General features: G+C 67.8%; 17 protein-coding genes. 10 read left to right on the top strand and 7 right to left on the bottom strand.

The window, feature by feature from the left end; all coding sequences use genetic code 11:
- Window positions 1–47: 47 nt before the first annotated feature.
- From ABD243_RS17530 to chcC2, 3 genes are all read right to left on the bottom strand, one after another.
- Window positions 48–815 (bottom strand): DUF222 domain-containing protein, encoded by a 768-nt coding sequence (locus tag ABD243_RS17530; protein ID WP_344367652.1) that lies wholly within the window; start codon window positions 813–815, stop codon window positions 48–50.
- Between the two features lie 350 nt (window positions 816–1,165).
- Window positions 1,166–1,939, bottom strand: a complete 774-nt coding sequence (locus ABD243_RS17525; RefSeq protein ID WP_344367651.1) for an IclR family transcriptional regulator — start codon at window positions 1,937–1,939, stop codon at window positions 1,166–1,168.
- Window positions 1,940–1,960: 21 nt separating this feature from the next.
- Complete coding sequence (chcC2, locus tag ABD243_RS17520; RefSeq protein WP_344367650.1) at window positions 1,961–3,688, bottom strand: 4-oxocyclohex-2-ene-1-carboxylate 5-dehydrogenase; 1,728 nt, start codon at window positions 3,686–3,688, stop codon at window positions 1,961–1,963.
- 132 nt (window positions 3,689–3,820) lie between these two features.
- Here chcC2 and ABD243_RS17515 point away from each other — a divergent pair, with 132 nt between their 5' ends.
- From ABD243_RS17515 to ABD243_RS17490, 6 genes are all read left to right on the top strand, one after another.
- On the top strand, window positions 3,821–4,606 hold the full coding sequence (locus tag ABD243_RS17515) for an IclR family transcriptional regulator (RefSeq protein WP_344367649.1): 786 nt from the start codon (window positions 3,821–3,823) through the stop codon (window positions 4,604–4,606).
- Window positions 4,607–4,726: 120 nt separating this feature from the next.
- A complete protein-coding gene (locus ABD243_RS17510) occupies window positions 4,727–5,488 on the top strand; it encodes an SDR family NAD(P)-dependent oxidoreductase (RefSeq protein ID WP_344367648.1) in 762 nt (253 codons plus the stop codon).
- Window positions 5,489–5,525: 37 nt separating this feature from the next.
- Window positions 5,526–7,214, top strand: coding sequence for a 4-oxocyclohexanecarboxylate 2-dehydrogenase (gene chcC1 / locus ABD243_RS17505; RefSeq protein ID WP_344367647.1), 1,689 nt, complete (start codon window positions 5,526–5,528; stop codon window positions 7,212–7,214).
- A 1-nt stretch (window position 7,215) separates the two neighbouring features.
- Entirely contained in the window at window positions 7,216–7,545 is a 330-nt protein-coding gene (locus tag ABD243_RS17500) for a Dabb family protein (RefSeq protein ID WP_344367646.1), read from the top strand.
- Between the two features lie 11 nt (window positions 7,546–7,556).
- A complete protein-coding gene (locus ABD243_RS17495; RefSeq protein ID WP_344367645.1) occupies window positions 7,557–8,954 on the top strand; it encodes an MFS transporter in 1,398 nt (465 codons plus the stop codon).
- 39 nt (window positions 8,955–8,993) lie between these two features.
- Complete coding sequence (locus ABD243_RS17490) at window positions 8,994–9,206, top strand: hypothetical protein (protein ID WP_344367644.1); 213 nt, start codon at window positions 8,994–8,996, stop codon at window positions 9,204–9,206.
- 89 nt (window positions 9,207–9,295) lie between these two features.
- On the opposite strand, the gene ABD243_RS17485 is transcribed toward ABD243_RS17490, so the two are convergent.
- Both ABD243_RS17485 and aspS read right to left on the bottom strand, forming a co-directional pair.
- Window positions 9,296–10,192: a GNAT family N-acetyltransferase gene (locus ABD243_RS17485; RefSeq protein ID WP_344367643.1), complete on the bottom strand. Its 897-nt coding sequence runs from the start codon at window positions 10,190–10,192 to the stop codon at window positions 9,296–9,298.
- Between the two features lie 139 nt (window positions 10,193–10,331).
- Window positions 10,332–12,116, bottom strand: a complete 1,785-nt coding sequence (gene aspS, locus ABD243_RS17480) for an aspartate--tRNA ligase (protein WP_344367642.1) — start codon at window positions 12,114–12,116, stop codon at window positions 10,332–10,334.
- 121 nt (window positions 12,117–12,237) lie between these two features.
- Between aspS and ABD243_RS17475 the strand changes: the two genes are divergently transcribed.
- The gene (locus ABD243_RS17475; protein ID WP_344367641.1) at window positions 12,238–13,575 is read left to right on the top strand and encodes an APC family permease; all 1,338 of its coding nucleotides are present in this window, start codon (window positions 12,238–12,240) and stop codon (window positions 13,573–13,575) included.
- A gap of 6 nt (window positions 13,576–13,581) precedes the next feature.
- On the opposite strand, the gene hisS is transcribed toward ABD243_RS17475, so the two are convergent.
- Window positions 13,582–14,931 (bottom strand): histidine--tRNA ligase, encoded by a 1,350-nt coding sequence (hisS, locus tag ABD243_RS17470; protein WP_344367639.1) that lies wholly within the window; start codon window positions 14,929–14,931, stop codon window positions 13,582–13,584.
- A 264-nt stretch (window positions 14,932–15,195) separates the two neighbouring features.
- Here hisS and ABD243_RS17465 point away from each other — a divergent pair, with 264 nt between their 5' ends.
- The 3 genes from ABD243_RS17465 to ABD243_RS17455 all read left to right on the top strand — a co-directional run bounded on the left by ABD243_RS17465 (window position 15,196) and on the right by ABD243_RS17455 (window position 18,431).
- Window positions 15,196–16,002, top strand: a complete 807-nt coding sequence (locus tag ABD243_RS17465; RefSeq protein ID WP_116767989.1) for a peptidylprolyl isomerase — start codon at window positions 15,196–15,198, stop codon at window positions 16,000–16,002.
- Window positions 16,003–16,063: 61 nt separating this feature from the next.
- A complete protein-coding gene (locus ABD243_RS17460) occupies window positions 16,064–17,686 on the top strand; it encodes a DUF349 domain-containing protein (protein ID WP_344367638.1) in 1,623 nt (540 codons plus the stop codon).
- A 103-nt stretch (window positions 17,687–17,789) separates the two neighbouring features.
- Window positions 17,790–18,431 carry a type IV toxin-antitoxin system AbiEi family antitoxin gene (locus ABD243_RS17455; RefSeq protein WP_344367636.1) on the top strand — a complete coding sequence of 214 codons (642 nt, stop codon included), beginning with the start codon at window positions 17,790–17,792 and terminating at the stop codon, window positions 18,429–18,431.
- Between the two features lie 14 nt (window positions 18,432–18,445).
- Here ABD243_RS17455 and ABD243_RS17450 read toward each other — a convergent pair whose 3' ends face one another.
- The gene (locus ABD243_RS17450; protein ID WP_254788388.1) at window positions 18,446–20,737 is read right to left on the bottom strand and encodes a RelA/SpoT family protein; all 2,292 of its coding nucleotides are present in this window, start codon (window positions 20,735–20,737) and stop codon (window positions 18,446–18,448) included.
- Window positions 20,738–20,893: the final 156 nt, after the last annotated feature.

Below are 20,893 nucleotides of genomic sequence, written 5' to 3'. Positions count from 1 at the left end.
GAAGCCCTCGGAATCCTCGTCCTGAACTACCCCGACCGGCTCGGACCCTACCTGAACCGATGACACCCCGCCCCACTTACACAAACAACTTGACAGGCTCTCTCCGGATGGTGGCGTTCGCGCCAGGTGCGGGCCTTGGCCCGGAACCGGGACGGCACGAGCTCCCCGGCCGCACAGCCCCGGGCCGCCCCGGGCGCGGCGGGGTCCAGGAAGTGTCCCTCCAGCGAGGCCGCCCCGGCAGAATCCAGGCCGCTGGTTTCCTCGACAAGGATCCGGGCGTGCTGCCAGGAAATCGTCCCGGCCCGCAACGCCGCCCAGGTCAGCGGCAGCCCGGTCGTCAGTGCCCGGGCCTCGGACAACAACGCCCCGGCGGTGCGTTCGCTCACGGTCAGGACACACGCGACCTCGGCGACCAGGGCCATCTCCTGGACGGCACGGTCCCGCACGGATCCCGCCGGCGGGGCCAGGAACCTCGCCGCCCGCGCGTAGTCGGCGGCCAGCTGAACCTTCAGCGCCGCCGTCCGGGCCTCCAACCGGGCCACCTCGGCCAACCCGTCCAACAACCCATCCGCCAAATCCCGCAACGGATCACCACCGGCGCCGGGCCGACCAGCACCCCGCACGGCATCAGAGCCCCGGAGGGCACCGGCATCCCCCAGGTCATTGGCATCCCGCCGGGCATCGGCGGCGGCCGGATCAGAGCGGTCCGGGCCCTCGGAGCCGGACCCGAGCAAGGCAGCCAGCACAGCCACAGACGCCGCAACGGCCTCCACCGCCACCCCGCTGTCCCCGCTCCAAGCCACCCTGCTTCTCATACCCCAAGTCTATGAAGAGGCACCGACAATCTTGATGCTGCTGCGACGGGACGCCGGCAATGACGCCTGGTCTGCCGCGACGTCTTTTTGACCGGTGCCGTGGTCGCCGTGGTGCCTGCAACCGGGTCTGCTGCAGGCCTGTTCGTGCAAGCGTGGAACTCGCCCTTCCCGTCCATCAGTGCTCAAGCCTGGGCAACCGGTTGGGGTGCGTGCTGATTGCCTCTGCAATCACTGCACGGCTCCTTCGCTACACCGGAACCCGTGAAGTTGCGGACGGAGCCTGACGACCAGCCATGGGCCCGGCAGACCGCCGCCCACTGCCGCTCACGGACACGTCCACAGACACGCCCTCAGCCCCGTCTCGGAACCGGGCCGGAGGCCTTCAGTGCACGGGAGATCCCGTGCGCTGCGGTCAGGAGCGCCGGGACGGTGAGGGGCACGGCGGCTTCCTGCCGCGGAACGATGGCATTGAGCGCGGCGGCGACGGTGTTGCCCGGGCCGAAGACGGGCACGGCGATGCCCGTCCACTCCGTTACGCCGATGCCCGGCAGGGCAACGTAGCCGCGATGCCTAATGTCGGCCAGGTGTTTCCGGATGAGTGCCGGGTCAGTAATGGTCTCCGCGGTCATCGCCGGCAGCGGGCGCGAAAGCACGTCGTCCTGGACGGCAGTCGGCGCGAAGGCCAGCAGCACCAGGCCGGACGAGGCGGCATGAATCGGCATCCTCTGGGCGATATGGGCGGCGTCCAGGCTGGATTGGGGCGAGGACAGCCGCTCCACGTAGAGCACGGTCCCGTGGTCCAGCACCGCCAGCGTGGTGTGCTGGTGCACGGCCGCCTGGACATCCTCCATGAAGGGCCATGCCAGCTCACGGAGATTCAGCGCACGCGATCCCCGTGCTGCCAGCTCCCACATCCGCATCCCCGAACGCAGGTTCCCGTCCGCCAGCCGCTCGATCAGGCCGTGCAGCACTAGATCGTCCACGAGCCGGTGGGTGGTGGTCAGGGGCAGGTCTGCGCGGCGGGCAAGGCCGGAGAGCGTCATGGTGGGGAGGTCGCGGTCGAACGCGCTCATGAGCCGCACAACGCGGCTGATGACCGATTCACCGGTGGGTGAGTTTGCCACGGACGCCTCCGGCCCTGCGCCTTAGCCGGCTTCCACGGTGGCCGCACGCTCCACACCCCGGACCGCGGAGAACTTCGCGATGTCGCGGCCCGCCCGGTAACCAAACACGAGGGCCGGCCCAATGTGCGAGCCGTAGCCCGGGTAGCCGCCGCCGAAGACGCTGACCGCTGCCGCACCGACGGCGATCAGGCCGGGAATGGCAGTCCCCTCTTCAGTGACCACCTCGGAGCGTTCGTTGACGCCGATCCCGGCGAAGGTGCCAAGGTCGCCCATCTGAATCTTGGCGGCATAGTACGGGCCCTTGCCTACCGGGGCCAGGTTCGGGTTCGGCTTGTGCCCCATGTCCCCGCGGAAGTGGTTGTAGAGCGTGGAACCCCGGCCAAAGTACGGGTCCTCGCCGCGCTCCGCCGCCGGGTTGAAGTCAGCCACCGTCGCCTTCAGACCCGCGGCGTCGATGCCGAGCTTGCCGGCCAGTTCCTCCAAGGTGGCGCCCTTGACCAGGTACCCGGTCTTGTAGAAGTACCCGCGCGGCATCGGCCAGGGCTTGGCGTAACCGATGCCGTATTTGTGCATCGTCTTCGCATCCCCGATCACGTACCCGAACGTCTTGTCCTGGCCCTTATTGTGCTCGATCATGGTGCCGCCGAAGTCGTGGTAACTCAGGGCTTCGTTCCCGAACCGCTTGCCGTGGCGGTCGACGGCGATCAGCCCCGGCAGTCCGATGGCGCGCAGGTGCGGGAAGAGGCGTTGCTTGCCGTTGAGGTACTTGAATACCGTGACCGGCGCCCAGGACCCGACGCTGAATACCGAATGGTCGATGTGGCCGCCGGCGCTGATCGCCAGGGTGGCGGCGTCACCGCCGTGGCCCACGGTCGGGGTGAAGTGGTCCTCGCCGTCGGCGTCGTGCGGGAAGTACTGCTGCCGCAGTTCCTTGTTGCCGGAAAAGCCGCCGGCGGCGAGGATGACGCCGAGCCGCGCCGTCACTGTGGCGGCATGCTCACCGCCGATGACCGCCCCGGTGATGGTTCCGTCGTCGTCGCGGGTCAGGGAGAGGGCCGGCGAAGACTTCCACAGGCGCACGCCCAGGTCATCGGCGCTCTTGACCATGCGGGTCATCAGTGCGTTGCCGTTGGAGCGCAGGACGGGTCGCTTGTAGCGGGCGGCGTCGGCCCAGGTGCGCAGCAGCTTCTTAGCCACATACACGAACGAACTGACCGACTGGTTCACGTGGAAGAACTCGTTGATATCCGGGCCGACCTGCGGCATGTAGCCGAACACGGTGTAGGAACTCATGTACGGCTGCATGAGGAGTCGCTTGTCCCCCAGCACGCGCGCGTCAACATCCTGCGGCAGAATGGCCCGGCCCGAGAGCTTTGCGCCCGGCAGGTCCATCTTGTAGTCCGGCGACTTCTCCGGGTAGGTGAACTTCACCTCGGTCTCGTTCTCGAAGAAGGAGATGGCTTCCGGCACGGTGTCCAGGAAGTCACGGACGCCAGCCTCGTTGAACGTCTCCGGGGCCAGGTTCCTCAGGTAGGTCTCGGCTTCCTCCCGGGTGTCCCCCTGCTCCACGCCCTGCTTGTTGCCGGGGACCCACGCCCAACCGGCGGAGATCGCCGTCGTGCCGCCGAAGTACTGTTCCTTCTCGGCCACGATCACGTTCAGTCCTTGCGAGGCGGCTTTCAACGCTGCGGCCATTCCGGCCACACCGGAGCCAATGACGAGGACATCACAGAGGACGGGTTTGCTCATGGTTTTGCTCCGTTCAGTCGGCCGCACGCTTCGCTGCGGCAGCCGGGTTGGAATGCTAGACCCCCAGTAGAGCCGGTGACGCGGATCACCGCGAGGACGATTACCATTGAGCGGGAATCCTGAGGAGGGTCAATGGCGAATTCCGCATCGGGCGAGTCGATCATCGGACGCTTTGTGAAGATCGTAAGCGCGTTCGACGACGGCCACACCTCCATGAGCGTCGCGGAACTGGGGCGCCGGACCGGGCTTCCGGTGACGACGACCTACCGGCTGGTCAACGATCTGCTGCTCGAACGGCTCCTCGAACGCGAGCCCGGCGGTGACATCCACATCGGCACCCGGATGTGGGAGCTCGTCTCCCGCGGGTCCAAGATGCTGGGGCTGCGGGAGGCCGCCCTGCCGTTCATGGAGGACGTCCAGGCAGTGGTGCAGCACTCCACCACCCTGGGAATCCTTGATTCGGATGAGGTTCTGTACATCGAGCGGCTGGGCTCCGACAAGACAATCGTGGACATCACCAAGATCGCCGGCCGCCTCCCCGTCCACGCGACGTCGTCCGGGCTGGTACTCCTTGCCCACTCCTCAGCCGCCTACCAGGACACCATCCTGGCCCGCCCGCTGACAAAGTACACCGAAACCACCCTGACCGATCCCGCCCTGCTGCGCCGCCACCTGGCCGAGATCAGGCAGCGCGGCTTCGCGGCCATGCCCGGCGTGATCGTGCCCGAGTCCAGCGGCATCGCCGTCCCCGTCTTCGGCCCCGAGAACACCATCCGCGCCGCCCTCAGCGTGGTGGTGCCGCGCAACGAGGAGAACGCGGCCGCCCGCGTCCCCGTGCTGATGGCTGCCGCACGGGGCATCTCACGGGCCCTGGGCTGGCGCGGCGAGCTCAAGGGCACCCTGCGCCAAAGTCACTGAACCACGGCTTTCCGGTCAGACTTTTGCCGTTCATCGGCAATCGTGTGGTTGCCGTCACAACTCCCCTGCCACTCTGGCTTAGACGCAGCGAAGATGCTGCAGGAGTACGAGGAGCAGCACATGAACCCCACACAGAGCCGCGTGGCCGGGAAGACCGCCGTCGTCACCGGTGGCCGCGGAGATTTGGGCAGCGCCACAGCCGCCCTGCTCGCCGAGCACGGCGCGAAGGTCGCCAGCTTGGACGTTGCGGGCATTCCGTCCGCCGCCCCCCACGAAAACATCAGCCAGTACGACGTCGACGTCACCAGCGAGGACAGCGTCGCTGACGCGATCCGCCGGGTGACGGACGAACTCGGCGCCCCGGACATCCTGGTCAACGCGGCCGGCATCATCGGCCCGGCCGGCGCCTCGCACACCGCATCACTGACGGACTTCGACACGATCTTCAACGTCAACGTCAAGGGCGTCTGGCTAATGACCAAGCACGTGGTCCCCGGCATGATCGAGAAGGGCGCCGGCAGCATCATCAACTTCTCGTCCATCCACGGCATCACGGGCGGCAGGAACGTGCCGCTCTACCACGCCACCAAAGGCGCCGTCCGGCTGCTGAGCAAATCCGACGCGGCGGCCTACGGAAGCCACGGCATCCGGGTCAATTCCATCCACCCCGGGTCCATGAACACCCGCATGAGCCGCCGCTCCGCCGAGCAGTCCGACATCGGCCCGGAGGCATATTACAAGCAGCTCGTCGGCTCAAACCCGCTCCCGCGGCAAGGCGAACCCGACGAGATCGCCTACGGCGTGCTCTACCTCGCCTCGGACGAATCGCGGTTCACCACCGGTTCCGAGCTCGTGATCGACGGCGGCTACACCGCAGTCTGACGGCCGCATACTCTTCCCTTCCTGAAAGGCAACACCCATGAAATTCGTCCATGGAACCGCGTCGGACCGCTACGACGTCGTCGTCGTCGGCTCCGGCGCCGGTGCCCTTACCGCGGCGGCCACCGCCGCCCGTGCCGGCAAGTCCGTCGTCGTGCTGGAAAAGAGCGCCCTGCTGGGCGGCACCTCGGCCGTCTCCGGCGGCATGCTCTGGGTGGCCGACAACCACCACGCCCGCGAAGCCGGCATCACCGATTCCAAGGAAGCTGCCGCCAGATATGTGCGGGCCGTGGCCCGCGGCCGCGGACGGGAGGAACTCCTGGACGCCGCCTTGGACTACGGGGACCAGATGCTCCGCTTCGTGGAAGAGGAATGCGGCGTACGCTTCATCTTCCTGAACAACTTCCCGGACTACCGCCAGGACCTGCCCGGCGCTGTCGAGGGGGGCCGCACGGTGGAGCCTGAACTCTTCAACAGCAAGCAAGCCCTGGGCGCGCTCACCCCGCACGTCCGCACCGACGGCCGTGCCCCGTTCACCATGCAAGAGTACGAAAACTGGGGCGCCTTCACCAAGTTTCCCTGGGACGAACTGAACCGGCGCCAGGCCGACGGTTTCGTGGCCAAGGGCCAGGCCCTCGTATCCATGCTCCTTGCGAGCCTGGTCCGCGACGGCGCAGCCCTCGTCACCGAGGCCCGCGGACATCGCCTGCTCACCGACGGCGGCCGGGTGACCGGCGTCGAACTCGAAACCGGCGACGTCTTCCAGGCGAACGACGGCGTGGTGCTGGCCACCGGCGGCTTCGAATGGGACAAGGCACTGGCCGACTCGATGCTCGCATCGCGGCTCTACACGATGTGCTCTCCGCCCTCGAACACGGGCGACGGCTTGCGGATGGCGCAGCGGATCGGCGGCCAGACCCGCGGCACCAGGGAAGCCTGGTGGGCCCCGATGTCGGTCACCGGCGACACCCGGGACGGGCAGCCAATCGGCACCCTGCTCCGCTTCGAGCGCCAGGGCCCCGGATCCTTGATGGTCAACCGCCACGGCCGCCGCTTCGCCAACGAATCCCAGAACTACAACGACCTGGCCCGGAGCCTGCAGTCCTGGGACTCCCCCCGGAACCAGACCCTCAACACCCCGGCACACGTGATCGTCGACCACGCCTACATGGAGCGTTACGGCATCCTGGCGCACCGGGCCGGTCAGCCCGTCCCCGACTACCTGATCGAAGCGTCGACGCTGGCGGAGCTCGCGGCAAAGATCAAGGTTCCCGCCGGAAATCTGACAGCGACTGTGGCGCGGTTCAACGAGTTCGCCGTCAAGGGCGAGGATCCCGACTTTGGCCGCGGCGAAAGCGCGTACGACAAATACTGGGGCGACGGCGACAACCCGTACCCGAACCCGTCCCTGGGTCCCCTCCAGACCGGACCGTTCTACGCCATGGAGGTAGTGAACGGCGCCTTCGGAACCAACGGCGGCGTCGCCACGGACGGCCGTGCCCGCGTCCTGGACGTGGACAACCGCCCCATCGAGGGTCTCTACGCCGCCGGCAACACGACCGAAAACGCCTACGCCGCCGGCTACCCCGGCGCCGGCGCCACCCTCGGCCCGATCATGACCATGGGCTACCTCGCCGGCCGCACCATTGCCGGCCAGGACCCCGGCTTCGCCCCGACGGCCCGCACCACCGCCACCGCTGACGCAGTCTCTGAACTGGTGGAGGCCTGAGATGATCCGCCACACCGTCCTCTTCAAGTTCAAACCGGACTTCCCGCCCGCCGACAAACAGGCCTGGATCACCGGACTCAACAAGATGACCGGGAATATCCCCGGCATGCTCAGCCTGACCCACGGCCCGGATGTGCTCAGCACAGAGCGCTCCTTCGACTACGCCATCGTGGCGGACTTCGAAAAGGTCGAGGACATCGCGGTGTACAACACGCATCCGCTGCACGAACCGCTCAAGGCCTATTCATTCCCCAACAGCCAGCAAATCCTCTCGGTGGACTTCCACCTCGGGGATACCCAGCCGGCTGCCACTGAGACGCCGTCGTCTTAAAGGAGATCCCCATGCACACTGCACCCGCTCCACGCCTGGCCGCGCGAAAGACACCGCGGAAGGCAGCCCTGGCGTCCTTCCTGGGCAGCACCCTGGAGTACTACGACTTCTTCATCTACGGGACCGCTGCGGCCCTGGTGTTCCCGCACCTGTTCTTCCCCGCCGCCGACCCCGCCATCGGCCTGATCGGCGCCTTCGCCACCTTCGGCGTCGCCTACGTGGCGCGGCCGGTGGGCGGGCTCGTCATGGGCCACTTCGGCGACAAGCTGGGGCGAAAGAAGATCCTGCTGCTCACCCTGGGCATCATGGGCCTGGCCTCGCTCGGCATCGGCTTCCTGCCAAGCTACGAGCAGGTGGGCATCTGGGCCCCGATCCTGCTGGTGGCCGGGCGGCTCGCGCAGGGTTTCTCCGCCGGGGCTGAATCGGCGGGCGCGTCCACGCTCACCCTGGAACACTCCCCGGAGGGCAGGCGCGGGTTCTTCACCAGCTTTGTGATGACCGGCTACGCCTCCGGCATGGTGCTCGCCACCCTCGTCTTCATCCCGGTCACGTCCATGCCGCAGCAGGCCATGATGAGCTGGGGCTGGCGCATCCCGTTCTGGCTCTCCATCGTGGTCCTGGCCATCGCGTACTGGGTGCGGACCCACCTGGACGAGACCCCGGTCTTCGAGGAGGCCCAGGAACACCGGCAGGTCGCCCCGATGCCGGTCAAGGACGTGCTGAAGTTCCAGGGCCCCGATGTGCTCCGCGTGATGGGCATGTCCATCATGTCCGTCATGCAGACCATCTTCACCGTCTTCGGGCTGGCCTACGCTACCTCCACCGCCGGGTTTGACCGGGCCTCCATCCTGACCGTCAACGCCGTCGCCATCGGCTTGTCGATGTTCGCCATGCCGCTGGCCGCGAGGCTCTCGGACCGGATCGGCCGACGCCCGCTGCTGCTGACCGCCGCGATCGGCTGCTCGATCACGATCTTCCTGTACTTCCCGGCCCTGTCCTCAGGCAATATCCTGCTGGTGTTCCTGGCAGCTCTCCTTAACATGACGGTGCTGTACTCCGGCTTCAACGGCATCTGGCCCTCGTTCTTTGCCGAGCAGTTCGCCGCCCCGGTGCGCTACACGGGCATGGCGATGGGCAACCAGCTGGGCCTGGTCCTGGCCGGTTTCGCCCCGATGATCGCCGGCATGCTGCTCACCCCCGGCATCACCGGGTGGGTTCCCGTGGCAGTCTTCGCCACGGTCTGCATGCTCATCGCCGCCGTCTCCGTGTACTTCTCCCGCGAGACGTACAAGACCCCCATAGAGGACCTGGGCGGCCCCTACCTGGCCGGGACCGCCCGCCGCCGGGAACTGCTTGCCGGGGAGAATCCCGCCGCGCAGCAGACCCCGCCGGCCCTGCAGCTTCCCTGAACCGCCGCCACCCGGCGCCACCACCCGAAGGAGAACCCCATGTCCAGACGTCACAGCGCGTTTCCGCACCACTGGCCAATCCACGTGGCCGGGACCCGGATCCTGGGACCACAGGGGTCCGGCATGCACGGATCCGCAGGGTGCCTGGTCCCTGCTGCAGGCACCGGGGAACCGGCAACGCCTCGGGCCTCCAGCGGTGAACTGACTGCCTCGCCGTGGCTCGGCCTGCACTATGGCACGGAAGACATGTAGGAAACGGAAGACCTGTGGAGCGCCCTGCGGCTCCGCACTGCCCGACGGCGCCTGCCGCCCCGATCCGTTCGGGTGCCGCAGGCGCCGTTTCAGCAGCCGGTCAGGTGACGCTTCGGCCGCTCCTGCCGGTAGAGGTACCGGCAGGCTTCGCGGAAGCCGGCTTGCGCGTACAGGTCCCGGGCACCGGCGTTGGACGCCATCACCAACAGCCAGTAGCCCTCCAGCCCGCGAGCGTCGCCTTCGCGCAGCAGGGCCCGGACAATCCGGCCGCCATAGCCGCGCCGCCGCGCGTCGGGGCGCGTCGCCATACAGTACAGGCCGCCCCAGCCCGGCCCTGCGGGCGCAGGGCCGGCCACGACGGGCACAGGGTCGGTCAAGGCGGGCACAGTCCCGGGCATGGCGAGCCGCGCGACGGCGGCCGGTACGCCGTCGTCGTCCCGCACCAGGGCGTAGACGGCCAGGCAACCCTCGAGGATGCCGCGGGCGACGGCGAGCTCGGCCGACCCGCCGCGGCCGTCGACGCTCCACCACAGATCCAGCCAGTCGGCAGTGGGTTCAGGGGTGATTTCCACGGCCGGGTCCGGGCCCGCAGAGCCGCCGGCAGGCTCCGCCCCGGACGGACGTACCAGGACCAGGGTTTCGGACTGCCGTGTGTACCCTTCGGCGTCGAGCACCGCATTCAGGGCCGCATAACGCGGGCCGTCAAAACTCTGGAAGATCAGCGGGAGCCGCCGGTCCCGGTACCACAGCCGCGCCTCCCGGATCCTGGCGATCAACCGGTGCGGGTCCTCGCCGGGATCCCGCGTCCAGACCGAGTTCGCCCGCTGGGTCACGCCGGACGCGGCCCGCAGCACCCACCCGCCGGACTCCTCGCATTCGGCGGCAGGCCACGCGGCATCCATCAGCGCCTCCAGACCGCGAATCGCTGCGGGGTTCCCCGGCGCGATCTGTGCGGGGTTCGATGCGGGGTTCAGGCTCTGATCCATCGAGGTTCTCCGTCCGGAACGAATGAAGGGGCAGCTGTGCGGAGTGTAGGCACCTGTGCAGAGAGTAGGCACTTGTGCAGACAGCAGGGGCTCCCCGGTTTCCCGGGGAGCCCCTGCTGTTGATGCTGATGCTAGACGGCTAGTTCTTCGCCTCGGGGGCCTTCGTGGCCTCGGGCTTGAAGTCCACGCCGGCTTCCTTGCGCTGCTGCGCCGTGATGGGTGCGGGCGCCTGGGTCAGCGGGTCGAAGCCGCCGCCGGACTTCGGGAATGCGATGACGTCGCGGATGGACTCCACACCGGCCAGCAAGGCCACAACGCGGTCCCAGCCGAAGGCGATGCCGCCGTGCGGAGGGGCGCCGAACTTGAAGCCCTCGAGCAGGAAGCCGAACTTGGTCTGGGCGTCTTGCTTATCCAGTCCCATGAGTTCGAAGACCCGTTCCTGGACATCGCGCTCGTGGATACGGATCGAGCCGCCGCCGATTTCGTTGCCGTTGCAGACGATGTCGTAGGCGTAGGACAGTGCCGACTCGGGATCCTGGTCGAAGGTGTCCATGAACTCCGGCTTGGGCGAAGTGAACGCGTGGTGCACGGCGGTCCATTTGCCGGCTCCGACGGCGACGTCACCGGACGCGACAGCGGCGGCGGCGGGCTCGAACATCGGCGCGTCCACGACCCAGCAGAAGGCCCAGTCGGAGGGGTTGATCAGGCCGGTCCGGTGACCGATCTCCACGCGGGCCGCGCCCAGGAGGGCACGGGACGGGGTCTTCTCGCCGGCGGCGAAGAAGATGCAGTCACCGGGCTTGGCGCCAACGGCGTCGGCGAGGCCCGCACGCTCGGTGTCAGTGAGGTTCTTGGCCACGGGACCGGCGAGTTCGCCGTCTTCCTTGTACAGGACGTACGCCAGGCCCTTGGCGCCGCGCTGCTTGGCCCATTCCTGCCAGGCATCGAGGGCGCGGCGGGCCTGGGAGGCGCCGCCGGGCATGACGACGGCACCGACATAGGGCGCCTTGAAGACGCCGAAGTTGGTGTCCTTGAAGAATTCCGTCAGCTCGGTGAGCTCCTGGCCGAAGCGCAGGTCCGGCTTGTCCGAGCCATAGCGGGCCATGGCGTCGTGGTAGGTGATGCGCTGGATGGGCGTCGGGATCTCGACGTCGATCAGCTTCCACAGAGCTTTGACGATGTTCTCGCCGAGCTGGATGATGTCGTCCTGGTCCACGAAGCTGGCCTCGATGTCCAGCTGCGTGAATTCCGGCTGGCGGTCCGCGCGGAAGTCCTCATCGCGGTAGCAGCGGGCGATCTGGTAGTACTTTTCGAAGCCGCCCACCTGCAGGAGCTGTTTGAACAGCTGAGGGGACTGCGGCAGCGCGTACCAGGAGCCCGGCGCCAGGCGTGCGGGGACCACGAAGTCGCGGGCGCCTTCCGGCGTCGAGCGGGTCAGCGTGGGGGTTTCGATCTCCACGTAGCCGTCCTGGTGGAGGAGCTCGCGGGCCACGCGGTTGGCCTCCGACCGCAGGCGCAGGTTGCGGGCGGGGCCGGGGCGGCGCAGGTCCAGGTAGCGGTGCTTCAGGCGGGCTTCCTCGCCGACCTCGACGTGCTCGTCGATCTGGAACGGCAGCGGATCGGAGGTGTTGAGGATGGTGACCTTCTCGGCCATGACCTCAATCTCACCGGTCGGAAGCGCCGGGTTCTCGTTGCCCTCGGGACGCTGGGACACGGTGCCGACGATCTGCAGCACGTACTCGTTGCGCAGGCCGTGGAAGACCTCTTCTTCGCGGACCACTACCTGGGCGACGCCGGACGCGTCGCGGAGGTCAACGAATGCGACACCACCGTGGTCACGACGCCGGCCGACCCAGCCGGCGAGGGTTACGGTTTGTCCAATGTGCTCGGAGCGAAGCGATCCGAGGTCATGTGTGCGCAGCACAGCACGCCTTTCTGAAGAAGACAGAGGGAAAATCAAAAGCGATATTAAAGAATGACGCTCTATAGGATCGCTACTGGAACGATCCCGTTCGAGTTTACCCGTTGGAAAGGACCCTCCCGCCATGGCGAGCCGGCATCACGGAACCCAACCCGGCGACGGGCCCGGTGAGCAGCCTGTGGAGCGCCCCGGACAGCAACAGCTGCAGCGCCGGCTCGGCGTCGTCGATTCCACGGCGATCGGCCTCGGTTCCATGCTGGGGGCCGGGGTGTTCGTGGTGTTCTCCCCCGCCGCCGCCCTGGCCGGCCCGCTCCTGACTTTGGCCGTGGCCGTCGCCGGCGTCATTGCCTACTGCAACGCCGTCGCCTCGGCGCAACTGGCGGCCAGATACCCCGCCAGCGGCGGCACCTACGTGTATGGTCGCCGGCAGCTTGGCGAATGGCCCGGGTTCATTGCGGGCTGGGGCTTCGTGACGGGCAAGACGGCGTCCTGCGCGGCAATGGCGCTCACGTTCGGGCACTACGTGGCACCGGCCTACGCCACACCGCTGGCGGTCGCCGCCGTCGTGGTCCTTACCGGAATCAACCTGCTCGGCATTACCCGGACCGCCTTCCTGACCAGGATCCTGCTGGCCATCGTGCTGGCCACGATTGTTTTCGTCGCGGTGGCGTCGCTGCTGGGTCCGCACCCGGACGGCGCCCCCGCGGTGTCCGCGGTACCGGTCTACCCGACGCCGTCCGGCGTCGGGTGGGGCGTCCTTCCGGCGGCGGGGCTGATGTTCTTCGCCTTCGCCGGCTACGCCCGCATCGCCACCCTCGGCGAAGAGGTCAAGGACCCCACCCGCACCATCCCGCGCGCCATCCTGGCAGCGCTGGCCGGGGCCTTCGTGATCTACCTCGGCCTGGCCGCACTGCTGCAGTGGCACCTTCCGCCGCAGCAGTTGGCTGAGTCGACGGCGCCGCTGCTTGACGCGGTGGCCGTCTCACAGCTCAGCGCCGGAGTTCCCCTCGTCCAAGCCGGGGCGGCGGCCGCGTGTCTTGGCGCGTTGCTGGCCCTGATCACCGGGGTGGGCCGGACCACCCTGGCAATGGCCCGGGAACGTGACCTGCCGGCCCGGCTGGCCCGGGTGGGCGGCGCCCACACCGTCCCGTTCGTCGCAGAACTGGCGGTCGCCGCCGTCGTCATCGTCCTGCTGCTGAGCACGAACGTGATGACAGTCGTCGGGTTTTCCAGCTTCGGGGTGCTCATTTATTACGCCGTGACCAATGCCGCCGCCTTCACGCTGGGCCGCCGCCCGTGGCATGCGCCGCGCTGGCTCAACGTGCTGGGTTTCCTCGGCTGCCTCGTCCTGGCCGTGACCCTCCCGCCGGCCTCCATGCTGGTCATGGCGGCGGTGCTGGCCGTCGGGGTGGCCGGGCGGTTCCTGGTCCTGCGGTGGCGCAGGACTCCCCGGCAGCGCTAGCTAGCTTTAGTTCCCGCCGACGGCGGTCACGCGGACGTGCAGGTCCTCTTCGGCGGGCGTCCACGTGGCCGGGTCGGCGTCAACCTGCTCGCCCGAGCGGATGTCCTTGACCTGGTGCTTGCCGTCGTCGTCGGTGAACCAGACGAACGGGATGCCGCGGCGGTCCGCGAACTTGATCTGCTTGCCGAATTTCTCGGCCTTCGCGGCGACCTCCGTGGCGATGCCCCGGCTGCGCAGCTGCGCCGCGACGTCCTGCGCCGCGCCCCAGCTGTCGTCGTTGTTGAGGGTCACCAGGACGGCGGTCGGAACGGAGCGGGTGGCCTTGGCGAGGTCCTGGCTCAGGATCCGCGACACCAGGCGGGTCACGCCGATCGAGAGGCCGACGCCGGGGAACTTGCGGTTGCCCTTGGTGGCCAGGGCGTCGTAGCGTCCGCCGGAGCAGATCGAGCCCAGCTGCTCGTGCCCCACCAGGACGGTTTCCACCACGGTGCCCGTGTAGTAGTCGAGCCCGCGGGCGATGCTAAGGTCCGCGACCACGCGGCCCGGTGCGCGCTGGACGGCGGCCGCAATAACCTGTTCCAGCTCGTTCAGGCCCTCTTCGAGCAGCTCGTTGGTGACGCCCAGTGCCCGGACCTGGCCCACGAAGGACGTGTCCATGGTACGGATGCCCGCGAGTTTGAGGGCGGCCTGCGCCTGTTCGTCGGTGGCCCCGAGTTCCTCCTTGAGCAGCTCGGCCACTTTCGCGGGCCCGACCTTCTCAAGCTTGTCGATGCTGCGGAGAACGCCGGCCGTGTCGGTGAGCCCGATTCCGGTGTAAAAGCCTTCGGCCAGCTTGCGGTTGTTGATCCGGAGCAGGAAGTCGGGGATGGGCAGCGCGTTGAGCGCTTCGGCGATGACGAGCGCTATTTCGACGTCGTAGCGGAACGGCAGTTCGCCGTCGCCGACCACATCGATGTCCGCCTGGGTGAACTCGCGGGCCCGCCCCTCCTGGGGACGCTCGCCGCGCCAGACCTTCTGGATCTGGTAGCGGCGGAACGGGAAGGCCAGGTAGCCGGCGTTCTCCACGACGTAGCGGGCGAAGGGCACAGTGAGGTCGAAGTGGAGGGCCAGGGCGTGCGGGTCGGACTTGGCCGCCGCGTCGCCTTCATCGTCCTGGAGCCGGCTGAGGCCGTAGACCTCTTTGTCGATTTCACCCTTGCGCAGCAGCTGCCCCACCGTTTCCACGGCACGGGTCTCGATCGAGGAGAAGCCATGGAGCTCAAACGTCCGGCGCAGGGTGTCCAGCACATGGAGTTCCACCAGCCGCTCCTCCGGAAGCCACTCGGGGAATCCTGACAGGGAGGCTGTGCGTGCCATGGTGAAATTTTCTCCTCTAGTTGCTGCTGGTGCTGGTGCAGAATCCGGGCGCGGACGTCACGCGGCATTCTCTGTCGAAACGTAACGAAGATAGGCGGCAGACCGGCCAGTCGTGCATAAACTGTGTGCGGCAGTCAGTTTATGCGTTCGGCGCCCGCTTCTTCCAACGGAGGCGGCCCGGCGGGACTGCCGGCAGCTTGCAGCTGTGACCGCGACGGCGCCCACGGCCCGTCACGGTCACGCACCTTACAACCAGGAGGACCTTTGGCGGCCAGTTCACGCAACGCACGCGAGGCGAAGCGGCGCGTTCAGCAGATGGAGGCCAGGCGCGGCCTGCGCCGGGACCAGGACAAGCGCCGCAAGCGCGACAACGTTCTGGCCATCAGCGCCGGCACCGGTGCGATCGCCCTGGCCCTGGTCCTGCAGCTCACCGTCTTTTCGTCGAACCCCACCGAGGAAGAGTTCGCGGCCGCGCAGGCGGGACTGCAGAGCCCCTCGGCGTCCGCCACGCCGACGGCGGCCGCCACGAATGCGGACAACATCCCCAAACCGGACACTGCCGCGGGCAAAACCTTTACCGGCGAACTCGCGCTGAACCGCGGCACGCTAGGCGTTGAAATTGACGGCACGAAGGCCCCGCAGGCCGCGGCCGTCTTCAAGTCCCTCGCCGACCAGAACTTCTACAAGGGCCTCAGCTGCCACCGGCTGACCACGGGCGAGACCTTTGGTGTCCTGCAGTGCGGGTCCAAGACCGGCGACGGCAGCAGCGATCCTTCCTACACGTGGGGCCCGCTGGAGAACACCCCGGCTGACAACAAGTACCCGGCCGGAACCATCGCCGTGGCCCGGACCAGCGGCAACGCCAACGGCAACGGCACCCAGTTCTTCATCGTCTACAAGGACACCGTCATACCCGCGGACGCCGCCGGCGGCTACACGGTGGTGGGCAAGGTGACCTCCGGGCTCGACGTGGTCGGCGGGATTGCCGCCGCCGGTCTGAAGCCGGGCGATAACGCCACGGACGGCGCACCTGTGGAACCAGTCACGATAGACTCGTTCACACTGAAGTAACCAGATGCGGCCCTGAAGGCCGTGGTCCCGGTATTTCCCTCCAAGCGAAAGACTTCTAGCGGTGACAGACAGTCAGAAATCCGACGAAACAGTTGCAACAGCAGCTGCCAACGAAACCGAAGCCGAGGCAACCACTGCCGAGGGTGCAGGCGCTGCCGTAGACGCGGCACCGGAAACGGCAGCCGAGGCATCGACCGCCGAGGCAGGCGAGAACGCCGAGGCCGCCGATCCCGCCGTGGCCGCTCCGGCGGACCCGGCAGTCGAAACGGCAGTGGAAACGGCAGCCGAGCCTGTTGCCGAGGCTCCTGCTCCCGCCCCGTCAGCGGCGGCGCGGCCCGCGCCGAGCCCGGCAGCCTTCGCTGCCCGGCCCAAAGCCAAGCCCTCCGCAGCCGCACCGGCTCCCGCACCCGCGGCAGTCTCCTCCGCAGCCTCGCTGGCCGAGGCGGCCCGCTGGGGCCGCGTTGAAGGGGACGGCCACGTCTTCCTGACCGTTGACGGCACGGAATACCCCGTCGGCCAGTACCCCGGAGTGAGCGCCGACGAAGCACTGGGCTACTTCGCCCGCAAATTCGAGGACATCGTGGCCCAGATTGTTCTGCTGGAACAGCGCGTGAGCTCCAAGGCGCCCACCACGGACATGCAGAAGACCGTCACGCACCTGCGCGAACAGCTTGCCGAACGGAACATGGTCGGCGACTACCTCTCCGCTGAGGCCCGGCTGGATGCCCTGGTGACGCAGATCGGCGAGCTCGAGAAGGCCGAGAAAGCAGAACACGACGCCGTCCGCGCCGCCGAGCTTGCCGCCCGCGAGGCCATCGTGGCCGAGGCCGAGGAAATCGCCGGCCACGATCCTGCGCAGATCCAGTGGAAGACCTCCAGCGCACGGATGAACGAATTGTTCGAGAGCTGGAAGATCGCCCAGAAGAGCGGCGTCCGTCTCGGCCGCAGCAACGAAGACGCGCTGTGGAAGCGGTTCCGTGCCGCCCGGACAGTCTTCGACCGCCACCGCCGCGCCTACTTCTCCCAACTGGACAGCAACAACTCGGCTGCCAAGGCCGTCAAGGAGAAGCTGATCACCGAGGCCGAGGCACTCTCCTCCTCGACCGACTGGGGCTTTGCCGCCGGCGAGTACCGCCGCCTGATGGACGAATGGAAGGCCTCGCCCCGCGCCAGCCGCAAGGACGACGACGCCCTGTGGGCCCGCTTCCGCGCCGCCCAGGATGTCTTCTTCACCAACCGACAGGCCGCCAACGACGAGATCGACCAGGAATACGGTGCGAACCTCGTGGTGAAGGAAGCGCTCCTGGTGGAGGCCAACGCGCTCCTGCCCATCAAGGACCTCAACGCTGCCAAGAAAGCGCTGCAGTCCATCCGTGACCGCTGGGAAGAAGCCGGCAAGGTTCCGCGCGCCGACATGGGCCGCATCGAAGCCGGCCTGCGGAAGGTGGAGGACGCCGTCCGCCAGGCCGAGGACGAGAACTGGAAGCGCTCCAACCCGGAGACGAAGGCGCGCACCAACAGCGCCCTGACCCAGCTCGAAGCCGCCATTGCCGGTCTCAAGGAAGACCTCGCCAAGGCGGAGAAGGCCGGCGACGAGCGCAAGATCAAGGCAGCCCAGGAGGCCCTCGAGGCGCGCCAGGCCTGGCTCGAGCAGCTCGAGCGCTCAGCGAGCGAACTCTCCTAAGCAGCCGGCACGCCTGGAAACCAAGTCCAGGCCCCGTTTCGGTTTATCCACATGACCGGAACGGGGCCTGTTCTGTGTCCGGGGAACCGGGAACGATGGCGGAATGGTACTCATGCCCCGCGCCCCTGCGGATCGTCCGGGTTTGCCGGTGCCGGGCCCGGGTCCGGGTCCGGGTCGGGAGCAGTGCGAGCTTTACTCCCCCGGCGCCCTGTTCTCCTGGCCGGAGCTGCAGGCCATGGCCGCCGACGGCGTGCTGACGCAGCTGTATCAGCGCGGGTACCTGCCGCCCGGCGTCCCGGCCAGTCCTCAGCTGCGCGCCCGCGCCGCGGCCCTGGCCGTGGCGCCGGCGATCCGGCAGCGGGTGGTGGCGGGGCGGATGACCGCTGCGTGGATCTATGGCTGCGCCGACGAACCTGACCGCCTGGCCCTGCTGGTCGATGCCAACCGGCGCATTTCCAGCCTGAGGTCCGTGCGCGGCTGTACCTTCCATGAAGTGCGGCTGGGGCCGTTCGACGTCGTGAGCCTGGGCGGTTTGATGGTGTCCAGCCCGTTGCGCACGGCTTTGGATGTGGCCCTGCACGTGGAGGCGGAGCGCGCTGTGCCGGCCCTGCGGGCGCTCCTGGCCAGCCCCGAGCTGGGAGTGCGGCTCCGGCTGCTCAGGCTGGCCGTCGAGGCCAGCCCGCGCGTCCCGCACAAGAACGCCGCCCTCGCGAAGCTCGCCGCCCTCGTGCCGGAGCCGGAGTAGCTGGCTAAAACGCGTTAGCTCCGGCGGCGGTTGCCGGTGGTGCGGTACACGTCGAAGACACCGTCGATCCGACGGACGGCACTGAGCACGTGGCTGAGGTACTTCGGGTCGCCCATCTCGAAGGCAAACTTGGAGATCGCCACCCGGTCCGTGGAGGTGTGGACGCTCGCCGCCAGAATGTTGACGTGGTTTTCCGAAAGCACACGGGTGACGTCGGAGAGCAGCGACTTGCGGTCCAGCGCCTCGACCTGGATCTCCACCAGGAACACGCTGGATTGGGTCGGCGCCCAGTCCACTTCCACGATCCTGTCCGGCTGGTCCATCAGGCCGCTGACGTTGGTGCAGTCGGTCCGGTGAACCGAGACTCCGGAGCCGCGCGTGACGAAGCCCAGGATCGGATCCGGCGGGACCGGCGTGCAGCACCGGGCCAGCTTCACCCAGACGTCGTCCACGCCGCGGACAACAACACCGGAGTCGGAGAAACGGGCCTTGCTGACCTGCGTGGGGATGGAGACCTCGGCAAGGTCATCGTCCGGGTGCTCGTTCCCGCCAAGGCTCTCCACGAGCCGCTCCATGACGGACTGCGCGGACGTGTGGCCGTCGCCCACGCCGGCGTAAAGCCCGGAGATGTCCGCGTACTTGAAGTCCTCCGCGATTGCCGCCAGGGCATCGTGGGTCATGAGCCGCTGCAGCGGAAGGTTCTGCTTGCGCATCGCCTTGGTCAGCAGGTCCTTGCCGCGGTCAATCGCTTCCTCGCGGCGTTCCTTGCTGAACCACTGCCGGATCTTGTTCCGGGCCCGGGCGCTCTTGACGAAGTGCTGCCAGTCCTGGCTGGGCCCGGCGCCCTCCGCCTTGGAGGTGAAGATCTCCACCCAGTCGCCATGGTTCAGTTCGCTGTTGAGCGGGACGAGCTTGCCGTTGACGCGTGCGCCAATGGTCCGGTGACCAACTTCGGTGTGCACGGCGTAGGCAAAGTCCACCGGGGTGGAGCCGGCAGGCAGGGCCATGACCTCACCCTTGGGGGTGAAAACAAACACCTCGCGGGCGTTGATCTCAAAGCGCAGGGAGTCGAGGAACTCGCCAGGGTCCGAGGTTTCCTGCTGCCAGTCCACGAGGGAGCGCAGCCAGCCCATGTCGCCGTCGCGCGGGCTGCCGGGGCCCGCGGCCGTCCGGTTCGGCTGGTCCTTGTACTTCCAGTGGGCGGCCACACCGTACTCGGCCCGCCGGTGCATCTCGTGGGTCCGGATCTGGATTTCAACGGGCTTGCCGCCCGGACCGATCACCGTAGTGTGCAGGGACTGGTACATGTTGAACTTCGGCATCGCAATGTAGTCCTTGAACCGCCCCGGGAGGGGGTTCCAGCGAGAGTGCATCGCGCCCAGGGCCGCGTAACAGTCCCGGACCGAATCGACCAGCACACGCACGCCCATGAGGTCGTTGATGTCGTCGAAGTCCTTATCGCGGACGATCATCTTCTGGTAGATCGAGTAGTAGTGCTTGGGCCGTCCGGTGATCGTTGCCTTGATCTTTGCCGCGCGGAGGTCCTCGGTGATCTGGTTGCGGATGACGGCCAGGTTCTTCTCGCGCTCCGGGGTCCGGTCCCCCACCATGCGCACGATTTCCTCGTACACCTTGGGGTAGAGGGCGGCGAAGGAGAGATCCTCCAGTTCCCATTTGATGGTGTTCATGCCGAGCCGGTGGGCCAGCGGGGCGAAGATTTCCAGGGTTTCGCGGGCCTTGCGCGCCGAAGACTCGGCCGAGACGAAGCGCCACGTACGGGCATTGTGGAGCCGGTCGGCGAGTTTGATCATCAGGACGCGGATGTCCTTGGCCATCGCGACGACCATCTTGCGGACAGTCTCGGACTGGGCCGCCTCACCGAAGCTCACCTTGTCCAGCTTGGTCACGCCGTCCACCAGCATGGCCACTTCCGGGCCGAACTCGGCCTTGAGGTCGGCCAGCGTGTAGGACGTGTCCTCAACGGTGTCGTGCAGCAGGGCTGCGGCCAGCGTCGTGCCGCTGAGGCCGAGCTCGGCGAGGATGGTGGCCACCGCCACCGGGTGCGTAATGTACGGGTCCCCGCTCTTGCGCTTCTGGCCACGGTGGCAGCGCTCAGCCACCACAAAGGCGCGCTGGATCAGGTCGAAGTCTTCTTTGGGGTTGTTGGCCCGGACGGTGCGCAGCAACGGCTCCAGGATCGGAGAGTAGGCGGGGGCTCCGCGGCCCGTCAGTCGGGCAAGGCGTGACCTCGTGCGTTCACGCCGTCCGGGGAACGTGGGCCGGGCGCCCGAATTATCGACCGGCACGGGAACATCAGGACGTCCGGGAGCCACAAGGCCAGTTTGAGAACTCTGGCCTTGGCCCTTGCCCGCAGGTGCCTCCGGCACCGGCGTCGAACGTTCTTCCAATGGAACACCTCTCGCGACCGGTTAATTATTCAAGTGTATTCCCGCAGCAGGATA

The organism is Arthrobacter humicola (assembly GCF_039531445.1).
GTDB lineage: Bacteria > Actinomycetota > Actinomycetes > Actinomycetales > Micrococcaceae > Arthrobacter > Arthrobacter humicola.
This window is presented reverse-complemented; position numbering and strand designations above follow the sequence as displayed.